Consider the following 19,974-nt stretch of genomic DNA (forward strand, 5'->3'; position numbering starts at 1 on the left):
CATGGGAATGAAGGACCGCCTGGACCAGATCAAGCAGCGCGCTCAGGACGCGGGCAGGACGGTCGTCGACGTCGGCGTCGAGACCGCCCGCGAGAAGCGCGACGCCGCGACCGGTCTGGCCCGCGGCAAGGTCGATGCCGCGACGGGCTTCGCCGGGGAACTGAAGACCTCCATCTCCGAGGGCGACGTCGAGGAGCTGCTGAAGCGGCTCCCGCTGCCGGCCGACCCCGTCGTCGAGCCGTGGCAGTGGAGTCTGTCCAAGCTGGTCACCGCCGGGTCGAAGCCGCCCACCGGCACCGGAGTGCTGCTGCGCCAGCTCGACCGGTTCGGCACCATCGACATCGGACCCGAAGAGGTCGGTTTCGACGGCGACACCGCCAAGTGGGGCAAGGTGCAGGCGATCCGCACCCGCACGCTCGACGGGATCGTCGAGAAGCTCAGCACCGACAACTTCATCGACAGGATCTCGACGGTGCTGCCGCCGGTTCCCGGCCGCTCCTGGGCCGCCGAGAAGGCCACCGAGGCGGTCTTCACACTGTGGGCACTGGTCTCCGAACTGGCCATCAAGGACCCCGAGGCCGGAAGCCGCCAGGTCGTCTGCGAGATCGAGTACAAAGGCTGGATCCGCACCAGAGAAGCCGAGACCGGCTTCTTCACCGGTCCGGTGATGGCGCTCCTGCCCGGCCTCGACCAGATCATCCGCGGCGAGGCCGGACGGCGCGGTGTCCAAGTGGAAGCCGCGCCGTCCACCTCGACCGCGAGCGCCGAGCAGCGGGCCGCCTGGCTTCGCGAGAAGCACGCGGCGATCGTCGCGAAACGCGAGCGGCTCCAAGAGAAGGTCGAGAACTAGAGCGGGCGGGTCTCACCCGGGTAGTGCAGGCCGATCTGCCCCCGCACCTCGTCCATGATCTCCATCACCTCGATGGTGCTCGAAGGCGGGACCAGTGTGGACTCGAGACGCCCCTGGCGCAATGCCCTGTGGACCTCGAGCGCCTCGTGGACGTAACCGTGGCCGACGTACGGAGCCTCGAAGTCCCGGGGCGCCTCGCCGTACCGGATCAGCGTGTAGCCGCTGGGCCTGTAGGCGTAGTCGTACAGCTCGATGCGGCCCTCGGAGCCCGAGATGGTGACCGCGTTCGACGCCCCGCCGATGAACGAGCACGACAGCTGGGCGATCGCATTCGGGTACCGCAGGGTCAACGCCGTGTACGAGTCGACGCTCTCGGGCGTCATGATCGATTCCGCGTGGATGCTCTCAGGCACCCCGAGCGCCAAGTGGGCCAGCGTGATCGGATAGACGCCGAGGTCGAGCAGTGCGCCCCCGGCGAGATCCGGGTTGCGCAGGCGGTGCTTCGGGCCGAAGTCACCGTGCAGCGCGAAGTTGCCGTGAACGGCGATGACCTCGCCGATCATGCCCTCCTTGATCGCGCGACGCATCTCGCGGATCGCGGGATTGCAGCGGGTCCACATGGCCTCCATGAGGAACCGCTGGTGCTCGCGGGCGACGTTGAACATGGTCTTGGCCTGGCCGGCGTTGTAGGCGAACGCCTTCTCGCACAGCACGTGCTTCCCGGCCTCGAGCAGTTGGATGGTCGGAATGTAATGGTGGGAATGGGGAGTGGCGACGTAGACGATGTCCACGTCAGGGTCTTGGGCAAGCGCTTGGACGGAATCCCAAGCATGGGGAATGTCGTACTTCTTGGCAAAAGCGGCAGCACGCTCGGCCGATCTGGAGGCCACAGCGGTGACCCGGCAGTCGTCGAGCAGGGCAAGATCTTCTACATAGGTCGATGCAATGTTGCCGGTCGCCAGGATTCCCCATCGGATCGGTTCAACCATGGACGTAAGCACATCACAACTTCCGGCGATCGTCAACACGCGGGTTAGGCGGACTATCCGCACCAAGTGCGCAATTCAATGGATGTTTCGCGCACGTATTGTAACCGCATGCCTGTGACCTGCGACGGCGTGTGACTCGTCGCGCAATCGGGAACCGCGGCGGCTGTGACACCATGGCCTCATGTCGCAAGGTTCTCTCAGACTCGCCGTGAAGACCCTCCTCGCCGCAGGCTGCGGCGCGGCCCTGGCCGTCGCGACCGCCTCGTCGGCGTCAGCGCACGCCGCCCTGGTCGGCACCGACCCCGAAGACGGCTCGACCCTGGACACCGCCCCGGCTTCGGTCTCGGCCACCTTCTCCGAGCTCCTCGACGGGCCCTCCACCGAGATCGCCGTCACCGACCCGGCCGGCCAGGTCCTCGAAGTCGACGAGCCGACGTTCGACGGCGACACCTTCACACAGCCGATGCTGTACACCGCACCCGGCGAGTACACCGTGGCGTTCCGCGTGATCTCCGAGGACGGCCACCGCGTCGACGACTCGCTGGTCTTCACCGTCGAATCCGTCCCCGACGAGCTGCTCGCCGAGGGCGCAGGGCCTCAGGATCCGACGGCCGAGGCCCCGGCCACGACCGGCGCCGAGGAAGCGCCCACCGAGACGGCCGCCGAAGAAGACGAGTCGAACACCGGCGCCGCGCTGGCGATGATCCTGCTCGCCGCCCTCGTCGTCGTAGTCGGCGGCGTGCTGCTGGTGAAACTTCTCGGCCGGAAGACTCCTACGGACAGTTGACCCATTCGTCGCCGCCGTCGGTGAAGAACTGGTGCTTCCAGATCGGCAGCCGCGACTTCACCTCGTCGACCAGGTCCGCGCAGGCCTCGAAGGCCTCGCGCCGGTGCTCGGCCGAGACGGCGGCGACCAGCGCCGCGTCCCCGATCGCGAGATCCCCGACCCGGTGCGACACGGCGACGCCGTGGACACCGGGACGGGACACGATCTCCTCGGCGATCTCGCGAAGAATCGGCTCGGCCGACGGGTGCCCCTCGTAGCCGAGGGCCTTGACACCGCGGCCGTGGTCGTGGTCCCTGACGTTCCCCGAGAAGGTCACCACCGCTCCGGCGACGTCGACTGAGACGGCCCGTTCGTGCTCGGCGACCTCGATGGTCGCCTCACTGATCCGCGCCCTGATCATGCCGTCACCCCGGGCACCGTAGCGAGCGGCACCGTCTGCCCGGCCCCGGCCTCGCTGCCCGGCGCGACGACTGCGAAGCCCGCGGCACTCGCCAGACCGCGCAGCATCGCCGAGCCGTGATGGCCGAGCCGGTTCCCGCCCCGGTCCACCAGTGCCAGATGCGTCGCCTCGCCCCGCCCCGGGACGTGCTCGGCGAGCGTGACCAGGCCGAGCTCCGGCAGCGGCAGCCCGCGCAGCCCCGCCAGCAGCGGTGCCACGAGCGTCACCACGGCGATCACCGCCGACTGCGGGTTGCCGGGCAGCCCGGCGATGAAGCGGCCCTCATCGGTGCGCGCCAACAGCATCGGGAACCCCGGGCGCACCGACACGGTGTTGACCACGTAGCTCGCGCCGATCTCCTTCAGCGAGGCGTGGAGATGGTCGACCGGGCCGACCATGGTCCCCCCGGTCGTGCAGGTGAGGTCCGCGTCGGCGGTGGAGACTCGCAGCGCGGCGACGTGCTCGTCGAGAGTGTCGGCGACCGGCCCGATAGCGCCGACGGTGAAGCGAGCGCCCGCGGCGTCGAGCATGTGGGGGATCATCGGGCCCAGCGAGTCGCGGACACGCCCCTCACGGGAGACGCCGCCGGTCAGCAGCTCGTCGCCGAAGACGACGATCCGCGCCTGCGGGCGCGGGTGGGCCGGCAGAGCCGAGTGCCCTGCCGCGGCGGCGAGGCCGATGACCGGCGGCGTGATCCTGGCGCCGCCCGGCAGCAGCTCCTCCCCGGCCTTGGCCTCCTCGCCGGGCTCGCGCCATTCGCGTGCGGGCGATCCGGTGACGGCCCCGCCCGACACCTCGGCGTTCTCGATCCGGATGAGACCCTCGGTTCCCGCGGGGACCTGCGCGCCGGTGGCGATCTTGACGGCCTCACCCGGCCCCATGGGCGCCGGGACCGAACCGGCCAGCACCTCCGCCCCGGTGATGCGCCACGGACCCTCCCCGGCGACCGCCCAGGCGTCCACTGCGGAGGTCGGGAACGCCGGGAGATCGGAGGCGGCCGTGAGCGGGGCGGCCAGCCCCGAGCCGGCCGCCGCGTCGAACGGCAGAACCTCGGCGGCCCCGCGGGCCTCGTACCCGGCCCGCCAAGCGGTCTCGCGGGCCTCGGCCCAGCTGATCGGCATCAGTCCGACCTCCCGTGGTCGCCGTCGTGCAGCTGCGACACGGCGTGATCGATCAGCTCGCTACTGAGCACCTCGAGCGCGTCCTTGGCGGCGCCGGTCGACCCGGCGATGTTGACGATGAGCGTCTTGCCCTTCGCCCCGGCGAGGCCGCGCGACAGGGCCGCGAGCGGAGTCTTCGCCGCGCCCGCGGCACGGATCGCCTCGGCGATGCCGGGGACCTCGCGGTCGATGACGCGGCGCGTCATCTCGGGAGTGAGGTCCTTGGAGGTCAAACCGGTGCCGCCGGAGGTGATGACCAGGTCGTACCCGTCGTCGACCGCGTCGCGCAGGGCCTGCTCGACCTCGTCGCCGTCGTGGACCACGACCGGCCCGGCCACGTTGAAGCCGCGTGAAGCGAGTTCATCGACCAGGACCGGCCCGGAAGTGTCTTCGTAGACGCCGTCGGCGGCCCTGTTCGAGGCCACCACGACGACAGCGCTTATCGGTGCCATTCGCCCGTCTTCCCTCCTACCTTCTCCTCGACTTGGACGTCGGTGATCCGCGCGGCCGGGTCCAGCGCCTTGACCATGTCCACCAAGGTAAGCCCCGCCACCGACACCGCCGTCAACGCTTCCATCTCGACCCCGGTGCGGTCGGCGGTCTTGACGCGCGCGGCGATGTCGACGCCGTCGTCGGTCACGGCCAGCTCGACCTTCACGCCGGTGATCGCGATCGGGTGGCACAGCGGCACCAGGTCCGACGTGCGCTTGGCCCCCATGATTCCGGCGATCCGGGCCGTCGCCAGCGCGTCCCCCTTCGCCAGGGAGTTCTCGCGCAGCGCCGCCACCACCTCCGGCGTCGTGCGAAGCCGCCCGGTCGCCCAGGCGATGCGGTTGGAGACGTCCTTGTCCGAGACGTCGACCATGCGGGCAGCGCCCGTGGAGTCGACGTGCGTGAGGTCAGCCATGCCCCGAAGTCTAGCCGCGGAGGCCGATCCCGGCTGGGCTAGCGTTTGGGGCGTGATCGAATGGCTCTACCTCACGGTGCAGGCCGCCGCGCTGGCGCTGGCCGCGTGGTTCTTCGTCGACACCGCGCGGTCCAAGGAGGTCGGCCCCGCGAACGTCGTGGGCGTCGGCGTCCTGGAGGTGCTCCTGCTCGCGCAGCTGGTCACCTCGATCGTCCTCGTCCCCGGCGCCTCCGGGAGCGGCAAGGCGCTGTTCTTCTCTTATCTCGTCACCACGCTGCTGGTGCCGGTCGCAGCCCTGTTCTGGGGCTCGATCGACCGCAGTCGCTGGGGCATCGGCACGGTCGCCGCCTCCGGCCTGATCGTGGCCGCGCTGATGCTGCGGATCCACCAGATTTGGGAGTTCCAGATCGATGTCGTCGCCTGAAGCCCCGCCCGCGAAGCGGGCCCTGTCGGCCGGGTTCGGCCGGCTCATCGTCCTGCTCTACGTCGTATTCGCCGTCTCCGCCGGGGTGCGGGCGGGCTACCAGCTGTCGACGAAGTTCGACCAGGCCCCTGTCAGTTACGGCCTCAGTGCGATCGCCGCGTTGATCTACCTGGTGGCCGCGGTGGCGATCGTGCGCGGGGCCGCCGGGGTCGCGCTCGCGGCGGTGAGCGTCGAACTGGTCGGCGTCGTCGGCGTGGGCGCGCTGAGCTTCGCGGTGCCGGAGTGGTTCCCCGAGGCGTCGGTGTGGTCCCACTTCGGCTCGGGGTACGGGTTCGTGCCGCTCGTCCTTCCCGCGGCCGGCCTGGTCTATCTGTTGCGGCGAAGGTAGAGACAACTCCACCGTGAAGTCGGCGGCCCGCGGCAATGCGCAGGTCCGGAGCCGCCAATAGTGTTCACAGCATGGAACGCACAGCGACGTCCGGCCGATGGCACGGCGTCCCCCTCGCCGCCGTGGGAGCACTGTGGGCAGCGCCCACCTGGCTCGCGCTCATGCACCTGGTGACCGGCTCCATCGTCGGCGTCACCGGCGGAGTCGCGATCCTCATCCTGGTGAGCACGGCCGCCGCCGGCATCCCGACGGTCATCGTCACGATCGCCGCCCTCATCGCGGTGTTCCCCTCCAGTGCGGTGCTCGCGGATCTCCAACGCTCCCGCCACACCGCCTTCCTGCGTCTGCGGTGGCCGAACGCCCCTTCGAGGCCGCTGACGTTCGCCCCCCGCGCCCTCGTCGCCTACCTTCGCGGTCCGAAGACGTGGCGTCAGCTCTCGTACCACCTCGTCGCCTCCGTTTACGGCCCCGTCTCGGCAGTCGTCGCGGTCGCGCCCTGGGCCCTCGGCGCGGCAATGGTGCCGGCGCCGCTGTACTGGATCGGGGCCGGTCCCGGCGGCCCCGGCCATCCTTGGGCGGTCAGCGGGGTCGGACTGGCGATGCTGCTGGTCGCTCCCTGGGCGACCCGCGGCCTGGCCGGGCTGGACGCGGCGATGGCGCGGCGGCTGCTGGGCACCACCCGCAACGAGGAGCTGGCGCTGCGGGTCAGCGACCTGGCGGCCAGTCGAGACTCCACAGTCGACGCCGCCGATGCCGAGCGTCGCCGCATCGAGCGCGACCTCCACGACGGCGCGCAGCAGCGGCTCACCTCGCTGGCCATGAACCTCGGCATCGCCCGGGCCACGCTCACCGACGCCTCCGAGCCCGCCACGCGCGCCATCGAGCAGGCCCATGAGGAGGCCAAGCAGGCCTTGGGGGAGCTGCGGGACCTCGTCCGGGGCCTGCACCCGGCGGTGCTGGAGGACCGGGGGCTCGACGCGGCACTGTCGGCGGTGGCGGCGCGATCGCCGGTGCCGGTGCGACTGCGCGTCGACATGGACCGACGGGTGGCCCGGGATCTGGAGGCGGTGGCCTACTTCGTCGTCTCCGAGGCTTTGACGAACGCGGCCAGGCACGCCTCCGCCGAGCACGCGTCCGTCGAGGTCGCGCTGAGTGACGACCTGCTGCGGCTGGCGATCACCGACGACGGGGCCGGTGGCGCCGACCCTGATCGCGGCACCGGCCTGCGCGGACTGGCCGACCGGGTCAGGTCCGTCGACGGGACGTTCAGATTGACCAGCCCCGCAGGGGGTCCGACCACCGTTGAAGTGGAGTTGCCATGCGCGTCGTGATCGCCGAGGACTCGGTCCTGCTGCGGGAGGGCCTCGCCCGGTTGATGGAGATCGGCGGCATCGAGGTCGTCGACACCGTGGGCGACGCCGAGCAGTTGCTCCGGTCGGTGGAGGGCGACTGCCCCGACCTGGTGGTCGCCGATGTGCGGATGCCGCCCGACCAGAGCGACGAGGGGGTCCGCGCAGCGCTGGTGCTGCGCCGCCGGTTCCCGGATCTGGCCGTGCTCCTGCTTTCCCAGTACGTCGAGGAGCGTTACGCCGTCGAACTGCTGACCGGGCAGATGCGAGGCATCGGCTACCTGCTGAAGGACCGTGTCGCCGACGTCGAGGAGTTCCTCGACTCGCTGCGCCGGGTGGCCGGCGGCGGGACCGCGCTCGACCCCGAGGTCGTGTCCCAGCTGCTGGTCCGCCGAGACGGGGACGAACTGGACCGGCTCACCAGGCGGGAACGGGAGGTCTTGTCGCACATGGCCGAGGGCCGTTCGAACAGCGGCATCGCCGACGTCCTCGTGCTCAGCGAAGGCGCTGTCAGCAAGCACATCAACAGCATCTTCTCGAAGCTCGGTCTCCCGCCGACCGAGAGCGGCAACCGTCGCGTACTCGCCATTCTGAAGTTCCTGCAGGGGAATGCGAAGGACTGACCATGATCGATACGAGAGCCTCCACTCCCACTACCCCCGATCCTCCGCGCTCGCGCCACAAGGCCTGGTGGATCCTCGGCGGCATCCTCACCGGCGTGGTGCTCCTGACGGGGGCGGCCACAGCGGGTCTGCTGCTGTGGACGCTCCCGTCACCGGAGAAGATGGAGTTCCACTCCGAGGACTTCCAGCGGGCCGTCGCCAACGTGGACGTCGATGTGTCGATGGGTGCGGTGAACCTGACCTCGGACGACGACGGTGGGTTCGGGGTGCACCGCGAATCGACTTGGCGGGGGGACGCGCCGGCCATCACCGAGGAGTGGGTCGACGACGACTCTTTCGCGGTCGACGCCGAATGCGACACGGGCTTCCCGATCGACTTCGGCGTCGACCTGTGCTCGGTGGAGTACTGGATGAGTCTGCCCAGCGGCACCGCCGCCGATGTGCGCACCGATCTCGCCGACATCCGCGCCGACGGTCTCGACGGCGAGATGCGCCTGCTTTCGAGCGCCGGCACGATCGAAGCGGAGCGCCTGCGCACGACCGAGACGGTCGTCGAGAACAGCGTCGGCGACGTCTCTTTGCGCTTCGCGGAAGTGCTGGGCGACGTCACCGTCACCACGAGCGTCGGCAATGTGACCATCGTGGTGCCCGACGACGGCACCACCTACGAGGTGCGGTTCGAGTCCAGCATCGGCGAGCAGAACATCGACATCGCCACCGACCGCGCCGCAGAGGCCGACTACCTGATCCAGGTGAGCACCAGCGTCGGCGACCTGGACGTCCGCTACGCGTCATAGGAACGGACCGGAGCCGGAATCGGACTCGAAGCAGCCGGGCAGTGCCGGCAGCGGTCAGACGGTCAGCCGAGGTAGCCCATTGCGGCGACGATCAGGGTCGAGCAGCAGACGACCAGGCCGAGCCGGTAGTTCCGTTCGAGGCGCTTCTCGTCGTCGGCGATGGCGGGGCGCCCGGCGACGCCGATGGTGAGCCAGGCGAGTCCGAACGTCAGCAGCGGAATGAACACGACGATGGCGATGAAGAGCAGTTGCGTGGCGATGCCGACGGTGACTTCCGCTCCGAACTGGTCGGTGGGGCTCAGGCCGTGCCAGATCCGCAGGACCGTGAACTGCACCAGCAGCGAGGCGAGGGCGAACAGGCCATAGAGGAGACCGTTGCGCTCGTCGGTGCGCCAGCGCGGGAGCCACGGTGGGCGGTAGGCCAGGAATCGCGCCTCCTCGAATTCCACCGCGGCCGTCCGCAAGTCGGCCTCGGCGGCGCCGATCTCGGTGGCCGCGTCCCCGCCGAGCGGCTGGGCGGTGGTGCGCGGAGGGGGGGCGACGCGGGCGGTTCCGGCGAGTTCGTCGACGGCGGCGCGCTGTGCGGTGGCCTGCTGGGCGAGTCTCTCGGCCCGCTGGCCGAGCGATTCGGTCCGGGAGGCGGCGAGGGTGGCGGCCTCGTCGGCGCTGCGGCGAGTCTCGTCGAGGCGGCGCAGCTGGGCGAGGTAGTCGTCGAACGCGCTCACGCGTGTTCCTTTCTCGTGAAGGGCACGAGCAGCCGTCCCGAGCCTGTGTCGGCGTGGCGGTCGATGAGCAGGGCGCGTCCGGGGCGCGGGCTCCAGTGCTGGAACTGCTGTCCGAAGTGGCTGGATATCTCCGCTCCGGGGAGGTTGAGGACGAGCGAGCAGGCGATGTCCTCGCGTCCGGCGCTGCCGCCGATGTCGTCGAGGAAGCGTCGGTAGATCCGCCACCAGGCGAGCAGGTGGACGCCGCGGGCCGGTCCGGTGCGCAGCAGGTTGCGGAGTGCCTGCTGGCCCTTCATGTCGAGCGCGGCGGCTTCGAGTCCCCAGGCGAGGATCGTCGTGTCGTCGGGGACTTCGCCGAGCTTGGCCGCGAACTCCTGGGGTGAAATCCTATTGGATACATCCTGTGCAGTCGCGGTCCCGGTGTAGTCCACTGTCCACAACTGCCGGCTCGGCGGCGCGTGGAAGGCCAGGCTCTGCGCCGCAGCCTCCAAGACCTCCCCGCCGGCCGGGTCCGAGCCGAGGACCGCCAGGTGGCGTCCCGGCCGCTGATCGAGGTCGACGCCCGCGGCTTCGAGCCGCAGCGAGACCTCCCGGCCGAGCAGCACCCGCCCCGGCCTGCGCTCCTCCGGCAGCGTCTCGGTGAAGTGGACGGGCCGGTAGCCGTAGAACACGCACGGCGCCTCGTGCGTCGAGTGCGCGGCCCGCAGCTGCTCGCGCAGGCGCAGCATCACCTCCGCGTCGGTGTCGGGGAAGCGCGCCACCCGGTCGGCCCCGGCGGTGCCGCCCTCGGTGTTGACCACGACCTGCCCCAACGAGATCCTGGTCGCCGCGTCGTTGTTCGGCTCCAGGATCGTCCGCGCTCCCGGCAGTGCCACGCGCATCGGGAACTGCCCGAAGATCGAGTCCTTCTTCGCCCAGAGCGCCTCGATGCCCGAGATCGTCTGCGACGCCAGCACCAGGTGCACGCCGTACGACCGGCCTTTGCGCGCCAGGTTCTCCAGCAGCGCCACGGCCTCGGCGGCGACCTTGTCGTTCCCGGCCAGAAGCACCTGGAACTCGTCGGCCACGCACACGATCCGCGGATACGACTCGTGGCGCCGCAGCCCCGCGAACGAGGACACGCCGAAGCGCTTCATGACCGCCGACCGGTTCGTCATCTCCTCGTTCAGGGCCCTGAGCACCGCCAGCCCGTACTCCCGGTCGGACTCGACGCCGACCGCGCGAGCGTGGGGAATGAAGGTGTCGTCGCGGTCGGTCGGAATGAACTCGGTGAAGGAGACGCCCTCCTTGAAGTCGAGCAGGAACAGCGCCAGGTCCGAAGGGGAGTAGCGCGAGGCCAGGCCGTAGAGCACGTCGAGCAGGAACACCGTCTTGCCGCCGCCGGTGCGCCCGCCGACGAGCCAGTGCGGCGTAGCGTCGTCGAAGCGCATCCGCACCTCTCCGGCGGCGTCGCGTCCGATGAGGATCTCCAGTCCGTCCGCGGGGTCCTGTGAGAGCGGCGCGTCGGGGATGAGGTCCTCGAACGTCAAGGTCGCCGCGGCCCTGGCCCGTTCGGCCAGCCGCGCGGCCTCCCCGGCCAGGAAGGTCGGGTCGGCGCCCGCGGGCCAGGCCACCGGTGCGGCCAGCCGCTCGTCGCGTGAGAACGGCGCCGCCGGCGGATTCGTGACCTCGACGTGGCCGTCGGCCTGGTGCAGCACCGTCGCCTGCGGCAGATCGGGGATCCCGGCTGCGAGCACGGTGACCCCGTGCGCGAGTCCCGAACGCGCCAACGCGTGGATCCGCTCGATGAGCGACTTCGGCGCCTCCCCAATGGAGGCGATCGCCAGCAGCAGTCGGTCGGTGCGGTGCCCGGCGATGCTTTCGGACACCTGGGTCTCGGCTGCGGCGATGACGTCGGCCGCGGCGCGCGCGTCGGTCGCGATCGCCTCGATGACGCCCGCGTCGGCCAGGGGGCGCAGCGGCGCGAACGTCGCGCCGAGCGTGGCGGTGTCGATGCCGGCGACTCGGACCTTGCCCGGGTCGTGGTGGGCGAGGGTGTGCAGGATCGCGCTCCTGACCAGGGAGGCGACGCCGTCGACTCGGGCGTCGACGCTGGTCGCCAGGTGCCCGCGCTCGCCGAACGGCACTATCAGCGGGAGCTGCCGGCCCTCATGGAGGATCACCTGCCCGGCGTGCAGCAGCTCGGCGTCGGTGCGCAGGTGCGCGGCGGATGCGGTGGCCGCGTCGGATATCCGACGTTCGGCCTCCAGCAGCGCCGGGTCCACCGGAGTCCGGAAGGCGGCCTCGCCCAACCGTCGGCGGGCCGCCGCGAGCCGGGCCGCGGCGATATCGCAGCCAGCGGCCGCTTTCGCCAGTGTGGAGCGGAAACCGGGCACCGGACCTCCTCTTGGATCGCCCCCGGCCTCGGGGGGCTGTACAACCGGTCACAGGATAGTCCGTTCGGAGCAACCTTCCACCGCCCGCCCGCGTGCATTAACCTGAATGCAGACCCGAATCTTGTTGACCCTGACTGTGCCGCCCGCCCGTCGTACACCGTTCGCGCATGCGCCCGCGCGAACGTGAGGACAAGGATCCGAAGACCCATGAGCGAGTTCCTGACCATAGCCCTATCCTTTCCCCCGATCGTGTTCTCGTTCGGTCTCATCGTCGTGGTCCTGTACTGGATCACCGTCATCGTGGGCGCGCTCGACGTCGACATCGTCGATTTCGGCACCGATTCGGACGTCGAAGTGGAGGCGGGCGGATCGTTCTGGTCGGCGTTCGGTTTCGGAGCTGTGCCGTTCACTGTGGTGCTCTCCCTGTGGATCACCCTCGGTTGGATAGTGACGGTCCTCGGCACCACCTGGGTGCACAGTGCCGAAGAGATATTCATCCCCACCGCGGCCACGGGGACGGCCACGCTCGTCGCCGGAATCGGGGTCGGCATGCTGGGCGCCAAGCTCTTGTCCAGGCCGCTGTCGAAGATCTTCGCCGACGCCCCGGCCACTGCGCACCGCGACCTGATCGGAAAGGTCTGCGTGGTCAGGACGGGCACCGTGACCGTCGAGTCGGGTCAGGCCGAGATGACCGAAGAGGACGGCACGGTCCACCTCATCAACGTGCGCCGCTCGGCGCACGAGCCGGAGGGCATCGACGACGAGCACTTCTCACGTCATTCGAAACTGGTGATCTTCGACTACGATGAGGTCGCCAGGGTCTTCCTCGTCGTCCCGGTGGCGATGCCGCCGAGCCTCGAGATGTGAGACCGCCGGCCTGCAGGCCACCCGCCCCCATCAGCTCGGGTGAGGGCACCCGGCGCCCTCCGCCCTGCCGAGCCCACCAGTCCGACCTCGAAAACGGTGAACCCCACCGATTGACATCGGCCAGTAGGGTTTGATCACGCCCGTACCCAGTCCCCCCTGAAGTCTCGTTAAGGAACCGAAATGGAATCCCAATCGGCGTCGCTGCTGACCATTCTCGTGGTCGGGGCGATCATCTTCCTGGGCATACTGCTCATGATCGTCCGGCTCTACCGGAAGGTCGCTCCGGGGCAGGCCCTGGTCGTCACCAAGCTCCGCAACCGCAAGGTGTCCTTCACCTCGGCTCTGGTCCTCCCGATCATCCACAAGGCCGAGTACATGGACATCTCGGTCAAGACGATCGAGATCAACCGGGACGGCAAAGACGGCCTGATCTGCCAGGACAATATCCGCGCCGACATCTCCATCACGTTCTTCGTGCGCGTCAACGCCACCGCCGACGACGTCCGCAACGTCGCCAACTCGATCGGCACCAAGCGCGCCTCCGACCAGGACACGCTCCAGGAACTGTTCAACGCGAAGTTCTCCGAGGCGCTCAAGACCGTCGGCAAGCAGCTCGACTTCACGAGCCTGTACACCAACCGCGACGAGTTCCGCGACCGGATCATCCACGTCATCGGCACCGACCTCAACGGCTACAGCCTCGAAGACGCCGCCATCGACTACCTCGAGCAGACCCCGATGTCCTCGCTCGACCCCCAGAACATCCTCGACGCCCAAGGCATCCGGAAGATCACGGAGCTGACCTCCCGCGAGTCGATCACGACCAACGAGCACCGGCGCCACGAGGAGAAGGAGATCAAGCGCCAGGACGTCGAGGCCCGCGAGGCAGTCCTGGAACTCGAGCGCCGCCAAGAAGAGGCCGAGATCCGCCAGCAGCGCGAGATCGAGACGCTGCGCGCCCGCGAGGCCGCCGAGGTCCAGAAGGTCCAGGCGGAGGAGCGGCTCAAGTCCGAGACCGCGCGGATCCGGACCGAAGAGGCCACGGGCATCCAACACGAGAACCGCCTGCGCGAGATCGCCGTCGCCGAGAAGAACCGCGAGCGCGTCATCGCCGTCGAGACCGAGCGCATCGAGAAGGACCGCATCCTCGAAGTCGTCGGCCGCGAGCGCGAAGAGGAACTGGCGCGCATCGCCGCCAACAAGGAACTCGAAGCCGAGAAGCGCGACATCGCCGACGTCGTCCGCGAGCGCATCGCCGTGGAGAAGACCGTCGCCGAGCAGGAAGAGGGCATCAAGCGCCTGCGCGCCACCGAAGAGGCCGAGCGCGAGCGCCAGCAGGTCATCATCCGCGCCGAAGCCGAGGCGCAGGAGAACCTGGTCAAGGACATCAAGGCCGCCGAGGCCGCCGAGACCGCCTCGAAGTTCACCGCCCGCGAGCGCATCACCCTCGCCGAGGCCGCCCAGCAGGCCGCCGAGATGGAGGCACGCGCCAAGATCCGCCAAGCCGAGGGCGAGCAGGCGCTCGCCGCGGCCGAGGGCCTCGCCGAGGTGCAGATCCGCGAGGCCGACGCGACCGCGATCGAGAAGCAGGGCCTGGCCGAGGCCAAGGCCAAGGCCGCGCTCGCCGCAGCAGAGGCCGAGGCGACCGCTTCGCAGGGCAAGGCCCAGGCGCAGGCGACCAACGAGCAGGGCATGGCCGAAGCGGCCGTCATGCGCGAGAAGCTCATGAGCGAGTCCGCCGGCCTCACCGAGAAGGCCGAGGCGATGGACGCCCTCTCCGCCGCCTCCCAGGCGCACGAGGAGTACCGCCTCCGCCTCGACATGGAGAAGGAGCTGCGCGGCGCCGAGATCGAGGCCAGGCGCTCGATCGCCGAGCAGCAGGCGGCGGTCATCGCCGCCGGGCTCTCGAAGGCCGACATCTCGCTTGTCGGCGGCGACACCCAGTTCTTCGACCGGGTCGTCGGCGCGATCGGCTACGGCAAGGCCGTCGACGGGTTCATGGAGCACTCCGAGTTGGCCTCCGGCCTCGCCGCCTCGTGGACGAACGGCTCTTCCTCGTTCTCCGAGGACCTCAAGAGCGTGCTGTCCGCGGTGGACACCGACGACGTCAGGAACCTCACCGTCTCGGCCGCGCTGCTCAAGCTCATCCAGGGCGGCGGCGACCGCGACATGCTCAGCGGTCTGCTCGACAAGGCCAAGGAGCTCGGCGTCGCCGAGCGCCCCGCCGTCGAGATGACCGCCAACTAGGACACCGACCCGCCGACCGGGATCCCATGGGACATGGGATCCCGGTCCGGTCGCCGCCTTCCGCTCGTTCACTGGGGAAACGTCATGGCCGAAGAGACCGCCACCGCCGCCACCGCGCTCGACGCCGGCACCTACGAAGTCCTGTCCAAGCGCCTCGCCGACTTCGCCACCGAGCTGACAGACCGGGCCGAGACGCTCAACGCCGCCCGCACCGACGCGTTCGGCGGCACCGAGCTGAGCCTGCTGGGCACCACCCGCATCCGCACCGCCAACAACTGCGTCCCCCGCGACATGGTGCAGGTCGGCGGGCACCTCCTCTTCGGCTACAACGTCCACATGGGCCTCAAATCGCACACCGATGTGGGCGAGGTCTTCACCGTCCACGACTTCCTGCGCCAGGACGGCAAGTTCTCGTTCGGCGACGTCGACGCCCCGGGGCACGTCCTCGACGACGCCCGCTTCATCGCCGACTTCACCGAGATGTACCGCTACTACCGCTCGACCGAGCTGCTCCAGGTGCGCCAGGTCGAGACCCGGCTGCTCGCGGTCTTCCGCATCGGCGAGAACCTCGCCGACCAGCGCGTCTTGCGCTGGCAGCTGCGCCCCGACGGCTCCGCGGAGTACATGGACGCCCGCGGCGAGGCCGACAACACCTGGCCTGAGCCGCATGACTTCGAGTGGACCGATACCACCCGCGACCAGCACGTGACCGGCCGCCACCCGCACGTGTCCATCGAGGACGAGATCTTCGTCGAGTGCCTGGGCGGCACACTCACGATCAAGGTCGAGGACAACACCGATTCGGGCGAGGGCGTCTTCTCCGAGCCGGTCGCCGAGCGCCTTCAGTCCCTCGCCGACGCCTCGATCGCATACGCCCGGGTCGGGCCGCTCATCCTGTTGAAGATCCTGCCCTACAACGAGACCCAGACCCGCTACCTCATCTACAACACCCGCACCGGCGACGTCCGGCGCGCCGACGCCATCGGCGCCGCCTGCCGGCGCCTGCCCGAGGACCACGGCGTCATCTTCCCCGGCGGCTACTACCTCAACGAGGGCAAGCTCAAGACCTTCGACCACGACACGGCCGACCTGCGCTTCAAAAGAGTCATCCGCTCCCCCAACGGCGAGGACGTCCTCTTCGTCTTCTACCACGAGGCCGAGGGCCGCTCGCTGCTGCTGCCCTACAACGTCATCCGCAAGGAAGTCGCGGCGCCGATGAGCGTCCACGGCTACTCGATCTTCGAGGACGGCACCCTCGTCGCCTTCCGCTTCACCGGCGAGGAAGCCACCCGCGTCCACCCGATGCAGGTGTGGGCCACGCCGTTCGTCTCCGAGGCGCACGCCGCCGCCAACGAGTCGGGCGACACCCCGATCCACCGCATCGGCAACGCCGAGGCCGTCCGCGCCGTCTCCGACGCCCTCACCGTGGCGCGCATGGTCCGCGAGATGCAGCCCGGACAGGCCGTGTTCGAGGCCCTCATCGCCGCGGCCACCCGCTGCCTCGACGACTACCCGTGGCTCGGCGACGAGGGCCTGTTCGGCCTCGACGCGACCCTGCGCAGCGTCCGCGACACCGCCGAGTCCGTCCTCGACGAGTACGCCACCGTCGCCGAGTTGACCGCCGAGGCGGGCAAGGCCCTGGCGCAGGCCGACGCCGACACGCTCAAGCTCCTGCGCCGCGCCCGAGGCGAGGCCCCGAAGTCCGCCGAGGACTGGGTCACCCTCCTCACCGATCTGCGTGGCGCCCAAGGGCACCTGGTGACCCTGCGCGACGTCCGCTACATCGACACGGATCGCATCGGCGAGATCGAGGCCGACCTGACCGGGTGCCTCGACCAGACCGGCCGCCGCGCCGTCGCCTTCCTCGAACTCGAGGACTCCTTCGCCCCGTACTTCGCCGAGATCGGGGAACTGGAGCACAAAGCCGAGCGCATCGAGACCGTCGCCGAATCGACGCCCCTGGTCGAGGACCTCGACGCCCGCCAGCACGGCCTTGAGACCCTCACCGAGGTCGTCTCCACACTGGAGATCGGCGACGCCACGGTCCGCACCGCGATCCTCGGGCGCGTCTCCGAGGTCCTGGCCGCCGTCAACCGCACCCGCGCGGCCCTCGCCGCCCGCCGCCGGGAGCTGTCGGTCGGCGAGGGCCGCGCGGAGTTCGCCGCCGAGTACGCCCTCCTCGGCCAGGCCGTGACCGCCGCGCTCGCCGCCGCCGACACGCCCTCCGCCTGCGACGAGCAGCTCGGCCGGCTGCTGCTCACCGTCGAGAACCTCGAGACCCGCTTCGCCGACTTCGACGACTTCCTCACCCAGCTCGCCGACAAGCGCACCGACGTCTACGAGGCGTTCTCCTCGCGCAAGCAGAACCTGCTCGACGAGGCCGCCCGCCGCGCCGAGACCCTCGCGGCCTCGGCCGACCGCATCCTCGAAGCGGTCGCCCGCCGCAGCGCCTCGCTGTCCTCACTGGACGAGGTCAACACGTACTTCGCGACCGACCCGATGGTCGAGCGTCTGCGGCGCGTCGTCGCCGAACTGCGCGATCTCGACGACACCGTCCGCGCCGAGGAGATCGAGGGCCGCATCCAGGCCGCACGCTCAGAGGCCGGCCGCGCCCTCCAGGACCAGATCGACCTGTTCGACGGCGACGCGATCCGCTTCGGCGAGCACCGCATCCCGGTCAACACCCAGCCGCTCGACCTCACCCTCGTCCCCTCCGGCGGTCAGCTCGCGTTCTCCCTCACCGGTACCGACTACCGCCAGATCGTCGACGACCCGGCCTTCGCCGACACCAAGCCCTACTGGAGCCAGTTCCTGGCCTCGGAGAACCCCGAGGTCTACCGCGCCGAGCACCTCGCCGCCTCTCTGCTGGCCGAGCACGGATCCGCGAAGCTCCTCGCCGAGGACCTGCCGCGGTTCGTGTCGGCCGCCGCGGCCGAACGCTACGACGAGGGCTACGAGCGGGGCGTACACGACGCCGACGCCGCCGCGATCCTCGCCGAAGTCCTGCGCCTTCACGCCGCCGCCGGGAACCTCCGCTACCGGGCCGCCGAGCGCGCCGCCGCCCAGCTGTACTGGGGCCACGGCGCCCCGAAGGAGCTGCAGGACGCCTGGAGCGCCCAGGCCCGCTCCCTCCACCGCGTCCGCGAGACCTTCGGCAGGACCGACGCCCTCGACCGCCTCGCCTCCGAAGCAGCCGACCGCCTCGGCGCCTGGCTCGCCGAATCCGGTGTGGCCCTGGAGATCGACTCGCCTCTCGCCGGCGAGTACCTCGTCGAGGAGCTCGCCGTATCAACCGACGGCTTCGCTTCCTCCGCCCGGGCACGCGACCTCGTCGCCGCCTTCGAACGCCACATCGGCCCGGGCGCCAAGCAGGCCTTCGACGACGACCTGCGCGCCATCGAGGCAGAGCCGGCCTCCCAGTGGGCGCTCGCCGCCGCCTGGGTCGAGTCCTATCTGCAAGGCGCCGACGCTGAGCGCTTCGACATCGCCGACCTGCCCGAGGCCCTCGCGCTCATCCTCGCCGGCGTCGACGTCTACGAGGTCACCGCCGAACTCACCACCGAGGTCACCGGGCTGCTTGGCACCCACGGCCGCGTCGAGAACCGCGTCCTGGCCATCCGCCTGGACGAGTTCCTCGCCCGCACCGGGCACTTCCGCCGCGTCACCGTCCCCGGCTACCGCGCCTACCAGTCCCGGCGCGGCGAGATCGTCGAGTCGCACCGCCGGAATCTGCGCGTCGACGAGTTCAAGCCGAAGGTCATGTCGGGCTTCGTGCGCAACCAGCTCATCGACGAGGTCTACCTGCCGCTCATCGGTTCCAACCTCGCCAAGCAGATCGGCGCGGGAACCGGCGACGCCCGCCGCACCGACCAGTCGGGCATGCTCATGCTCATCTCCCCGCCCGGCTACGGAAAGACGACGCTCATGGAGTACGTCGCCGACCGGCTCGGGATGCTCCTGGTCAAGGTCAACGGGCCCTCGCTCGGCCACGAGACCGTCTCGGTCGACCCGGGCGACGCGCCGAACGCGACCGCCCGCCAAGAGGTCGAGAAGATCAACTTCGCGCTCGAATGCGGCAACAACGTCCTGCTGTACCTCGACGACATCCAGCACACCAACCCCGAGCTGCTGCAGAAGTTCATCTCGCTGTGCGACGCCCAGCGCAAGATGGAAGGCGTGTGGAACGGCCGCACCCGCACCTACGACCTGCGCGGGAAGCGGTTCGCCGTCTGCATGGCCGGCAACCCGTACACCGAGGCGGGCCAGCGCTTCCGCATCCCGGACATGCTCGCCAACCGCGCCGACGTGTGGAACCTCGGCGACGTCCTCTCCGGACGCGATGAGGTCTTCGCCCAGTCATACATCGAGAACGCGCTCACCTCGAACGCCGTGCTCGCCCCGTTGGCCGGGCGCGACCGCGCCGACGTGCAGGTGCTCATCCGTCTCGCCGCAGAGGATCCGACCGCGAACCCCGACAGCCTGCGGCATGCCTACTCCGCCGGCGAGCTCGACCAGATCCTCTCGGTCCTGCGCAAGCTCATCCACGTCCAGCAGACCGTGCTGCGCAACAACCTCGCGTACATCGCCTCGGCCGCCACGGACAACGCCGCCCGCACCGAGCCGCCGTTCCTGCTCCAGGGCTCCTACCGGAACATGAACCGGCTCACCGAAAGGGTGGTTCCGGTCATGAACGACGACGAGCTCGAAGCGGTCATCGACGACCACTACGCCGGCGAGGCGCAGACGCTCGCCTCGGGCGCGGAGGCGAACCTCCTCAAACTCGCCGAACTCCGGGGACGTCTGACCGAAGAGCAGGCGGCTCGTTGGGAGGCGGTCAAGGAGGCGTTCCGCCGCGAGCAGACCCTCGGCGGCGGGGACGACGATCCTATGTCGAGAGCGGTCGGGGCGATCACCATGCTCTCCGATCGCGTCGGCGGCATCGAAACGGCCCTGAACCGCCACGCGCCGAGGATCTGACCGGTAATCATGCAGTTCAACATAATGTCGGACTGCATGATCCGCTTTCATTTCCACTTCATCGAGGCCG

At 69.9% G+C, this 19,974-nt stretch carries 17 protein-coding genes; 10 read left to right on the forward strand and 7 right to left on the reverse strand.

Annotated features, from left to right (window positions below; genetic code table 11):
- Position 1 precedes the first annotated feature (1 nt).
- Positions 2 to 850 carry a hypothetical protein gene (locus L0U85_RS00680; RefSeq protein WP_241375682.1) on the forward strand — a complete coding sequence of 283 codons (849 nt, stop codon included), beginning with the start codon at positions 2 to 4 and terminating at the stop codon, positions 848 to 850.
- Here L0U85_RS00680 and L0U85_RS00685 read toward each other — a convergent pair.
- A complete protein-coding gene (locus tag L0U85_RS00685) occupies positions 847 to 1,839 on the reverse strand; it encodes a Gfo/Idh/MocA family oxidoreductase (protein ID WP_241375683.1) in 993 nt (330 codons plus the stop codon). The genes L0U85_RS00680 and L0U85_RS00685 overlap by 4 nt on opposite strands.
- A gap of 181 nt (positions 1,840 to 2,020) precedes the next feature.
- Here L0U85_RS00685 and L0U85_RS00690 point away from each other — a divergent pair, with 181 nt between their 5' ends.
- Positions 2,021 to 2,626 (forward strand): copper resistance CopC family protein, encoded by a 606-nt coding sequence (locus tag L0U85_RS00690; protein ID WP_241375684.1) that lies wholly within the window; start codon positions 2,021 to 2,023, stop codon positions 2,624 to 2,626.
- On the opposite strand, the gene L0U85_RS00695 is transcribed toward L0U85_RS00690, so the two are convergent.
- The 4 genes from L0U85_RS00695 to moaC are packed head-to-tail and all read right to left on the reverse strand — an operon-like array spanning position 2,613 to position 5,132.
- A complete protein-coding gene (locus L0U85_RS00695; RefSeq protein WP_241375685.1) occupies positions 2,613 to 3,026 on the reverse strand; it encodes a molybdenum cofactor biosynthesis protein MoaE in 414 nt (137 codons plus the stop codon). The two genes, L0U85_RS00690 and L0U85_RS00695, sit on opposite strands and share 14 nt — an antisense overlap.
- Positions 3,023 to 4,186 (reverse strand): molybdopterin molybdotransferase MoeA, encoded by a 1,164-nt coding sequence (locus L0U85_RS00700; protein WP_241375686.1) that lies wholly within the window; start codon positions 4,184 to 4,186, stop codon positions 3,023 to 3,025. Before L0U85_RS00700 ends, L0U85_RS00695 begins: the two co-directional genes overlap by 4 nt.
- On the reverse strand, positions 4,186 to 4,677 hold the full coding sequence (locus tag L0U85_RS00705; protein ID WP_241375687.1) for a MogA/MoaB family molybdenum cofactor biosynthesis protein: 492 nt from the start codon (positions 4,675 to 4,677) through the stop codon (positions 4,186 to 4,188). Before L0U85_RS00705 ends, L0U85_RS00700 begins: the two co-directional genes overlap by 1 nt.
- Positions 4,665 to 5,132: a cyclic pyranopterin monophosphate synthase MoaC gene (moaC, locus tag L0U85_RS00710; protein WP_241375688.1), complete on the reverse strand. Its 468-nt coding sequence runs from the start codon at positions 5,130 to 5,132 to the stop codon at positions 4,665 to 4,667. Before moaC ends, L0U85_RS00705 begins: the two co-directional genes overlap by 13 nt.
- Before the next feature lie 52 nt (positions 5,133 to 5,184).
- On the opposite strand from moaC, the gene L0U85_RS00715 reads away from it, so the two are divergent.
- The 5 genes from L0U85_RS00715 to L0U85_RS00735 all read left to right on the forward strand — a co-directional run bounded on the left by L0U85_RS00715 (position 5,185) and on the right by L0U85_RS00735 (position 8,713).
- A complete protein-coding gene (locus tag L0U85_RS00715; RefSeq protein WP_241375689.1) occupies positions 5,185 to 5,556 on the forward strand; it encodes a hypothetical protein in 372 nt (123 codons plus the stop codon).
- Complete coding sequence (locus L0U85_RS00720) at positions 5,543 to 5,944, forward strand: hypothetical protein (RefSeq protein WP_241375690.1); 402 nt, start codon at positions 5,543 to 5,545, stop codon at positions 5,942 to 5,944. Before L0U85_RS00715 ends, L0U85_RS00720 begins: the two co-directional genes overlap by 14 nt.
- Before the next feature lie 71 nt (positions 5,945 to 6,015).
- Positions 6,016 to 7,275: a sensor histidine kinase gene (locus L0U85_RS00725; protein WP_241375691.1), complete on the forward strand. Its 1,260-nt coding sequence runs from the start codon at positions 6,016 to 6,018 to the stop codon at positions 7,273 to 7,275.
- Positions 7,263 to 7,916, forward strand: coding sequence for a response regulator transcription factor (locus L0U85_RS00730; RefSeq protein WP_241375692.1), 654 nt, complete (start codon positions 7,263 to 7,265; stop codon positions 7,914 to 7,916). The genes L0U85_RS00725 and L0U85_RS00730 overlap by 13 nt, the downstream gene beginning before the upstream one ends.
- Before the next feature lie 2 nt (positions 7,917 to 7,918).
- A complete protein-coding gene (locus L0U85_RS00735) occupies positions 7,919 to 8,713 on the forward strand; it encodes a DUF4097 family beta strand repeat-containing protein (protein ID WP_241375693.1) in 795 nt (264 codons plus the stop codon).
- A gap of 62 nt (positions 8,714 to 8,775) precedes the next feature.
- Here the strand turns inward: L0U85_RS00735 and L0U85_RS00740 are convergent, their stop codons facing one another.
- Together L0U85_RS00740 and L0U85_RS20985 are read right to left on the reverse strand one after the other, a co-directional pair.
- Entirely contained in the window at positions 8,776 to 9,438 is a 663-nt protein-coding gene (locus tag L0U85_RS00740; RefSeq protein WP_241375694.1) for a hypothetical protein, read from the reverse strand.
- Positions 9,435 to 11,813: an FtsK/SpoIIIE domain-containing protein gene (locus L0U85_RS20985; RefSeq protein ID WP_241375695.1), complete on the reverse strand. Its 2,379-nt coding sequence runs from the start codon at positions 11,811 to 11,813 to the stop codon at positions 9,435 to 9,437. The genes L0U85_RS00740 and L0U85_RS20985 overlap by 4 nt, the downstream gene beginning before the upstream one ends.
- A 207-nt stretch (positions 11,814 to 12,020) precedes the next feature.
- Here L0U85_RS20985 and L0U85_RS00750 point away from each other — a divergent pair, with 207 nt between their 5' ends.
- The 3 genes from L0U85_RS00750 (at position 12,021) to L0U85_RS00760 (ending at position 19,904) form a co-directional block, all read left to right on the forward strand.
- On the forward strand, positions 12,021 to 12,680 hold the full coding sequence (locus L0U85_RS00750) for an OB-fold-containig protein (protein ID WP_241375696.1): 660 nt from the start codon (positions 12,021 to 12,023) through the stop codon (positions 12,678 to 12,680).
- 180 nt (positions 12,681 to 12,860) lie between these two features.
- Complete coding sequence (locus tag L0U85_RS00755) at positions 12,861 to 14,927, forward strand: SPFH domain-containing protein (protein ID WP_241375697.1); 2,067 nt, start codon at positions 12,861 to 12,863, stop codon at positions 14,925 to 14,927.
- 84 nt (positions 14,928 to 15,011) lie between these two features.
- Positions 15,012 to 19,904: a DNA repair ATPase gene (locus L0U85_RS00760; RefSeq protein WP_241375698.1), complete on the forward strand. Its 4,893-nt coding sequence runs from the start codon at positions 15,012 to 15,014 to the stop codon at positions 19,902 to 19,904.
- Positions 19,905 to 19,974: the final 70 nt, after the last annotated feature.

Source organism: Glycomyces sp. L485, from assembly GCF_022548875.1.
Lineage (GTDB): Bacteria > Actinomycetota > Actinomycetes > Mycobacteriales > Micromonosporaceae > Glycomyces.

What these genes read in the sequence shown, in the direction of transcription:
- L0U85_RS00735 (WP_241375693.1), top strand. Translation starts at nt 7,919, where the DNA reads ATGATCGATACGAGAGCCTCCACTCCCACTACCCCCGATCCTCCGCGC.
- L0U85_RS00705 (WP_241375687.1), bottom strand. Translation starts at nt 4,677, where the DNA reads ATGGCACCGATAAGCGCTGTCGTCGTGGTGGCCTCGAACAGGGCCGCC.
- L0U85_RS00750 (WP_241375696.1), top strand. Translation starts at nt 12,021, where the DNA reads ATGAGCGAGTTCCTGACCATAGCCCTATCCTTTCCCCCGATCGTGTTC.
- L0U85_RS00760 (WP_241375698.1), top strand. Translation starts at nt 15,012, where the DNA reads ATGGCCGAAGAGACCGCCACCGCCGCCACCGCGCTCGACGCCGGCACC.
- L0U85_RS00720 (WP_241375690.1), top strand. Translation starts at nt 5,543, where the DNA reads ATGTCGTCGCCTGAAGCCCCGCCCGCGAAGCGGGCCCTGTCGGCCGGG.
- L0U85_RS00755 (WP_241375697.1), top strand. Translation starts at nt 12,861, where the DNA reads ATGGAATCCCAATCGGCGTCGCTGCTGACCATTCTCGTGGTCGGGGCG.
- L0U85_RS00695 (WP_241375685.1), bottom strand. Translation starts at nt 3,026, where the DNA reads ATGATCAGGGCGCGGATCAGTGAGGCGACCATCGAGGTCGCCGAGCAC.
- L0U85_RS00730 (WP_241375692.1), top strand. Translation starts at nt 7,263, where the DNA reads ATGCGCGTCGTGATCGCCGAGGACTCGGTCCTGCTGCGGGAGGGCCTC.
- L0U85_RS00680 (WP_241375682.1), top strand. Translation starts at nt 2, where the DNA reads ATGGGAATGAAGGACCGCCTGGACCAGATCAAGCAGCGCGCTCAGGAC.
- moaC (WP_241375688.1), bottom strand. Translation starts at nt 5,132, where the DNA reads ATGGCTGACCTCACGCACGTCGACTCCACGGGCGCTGCCCGCATGGTC.
- L0U85_RS00725 (WP_241375691.1), top strand. Translation starts at nt 6,016, where the DNA reads ATGGAACGCACAGCGACGTCCGGCCGATGGCACGGCGTCCCCCTCGCC.
- L0U85_RS00685 (WP_241375683.1), bottom strand. Translation starts at nt 1,839, where the DNA reads ATGGTTGAACCGATCCGATGGGGAATCCTGGCGACCGGCAACATTGCA.
- L0U85_RS00690 (WP_241375684.1), top strand. Translation starts at nt 2,021, where the DNA reads ATGTCGCAAGGTTCTCTCAGACTCGCCGTGAAGACCCTCCTCGCCGCA.
- L0U85_RS00700 (WP_241375686.1), bottom strand. Translation starts at nt 4,186, where the DNA reads ATGCCGATCAGCTGGGCCGAGGCCCGCGAGACCGCTTGGCGGGCCGGG.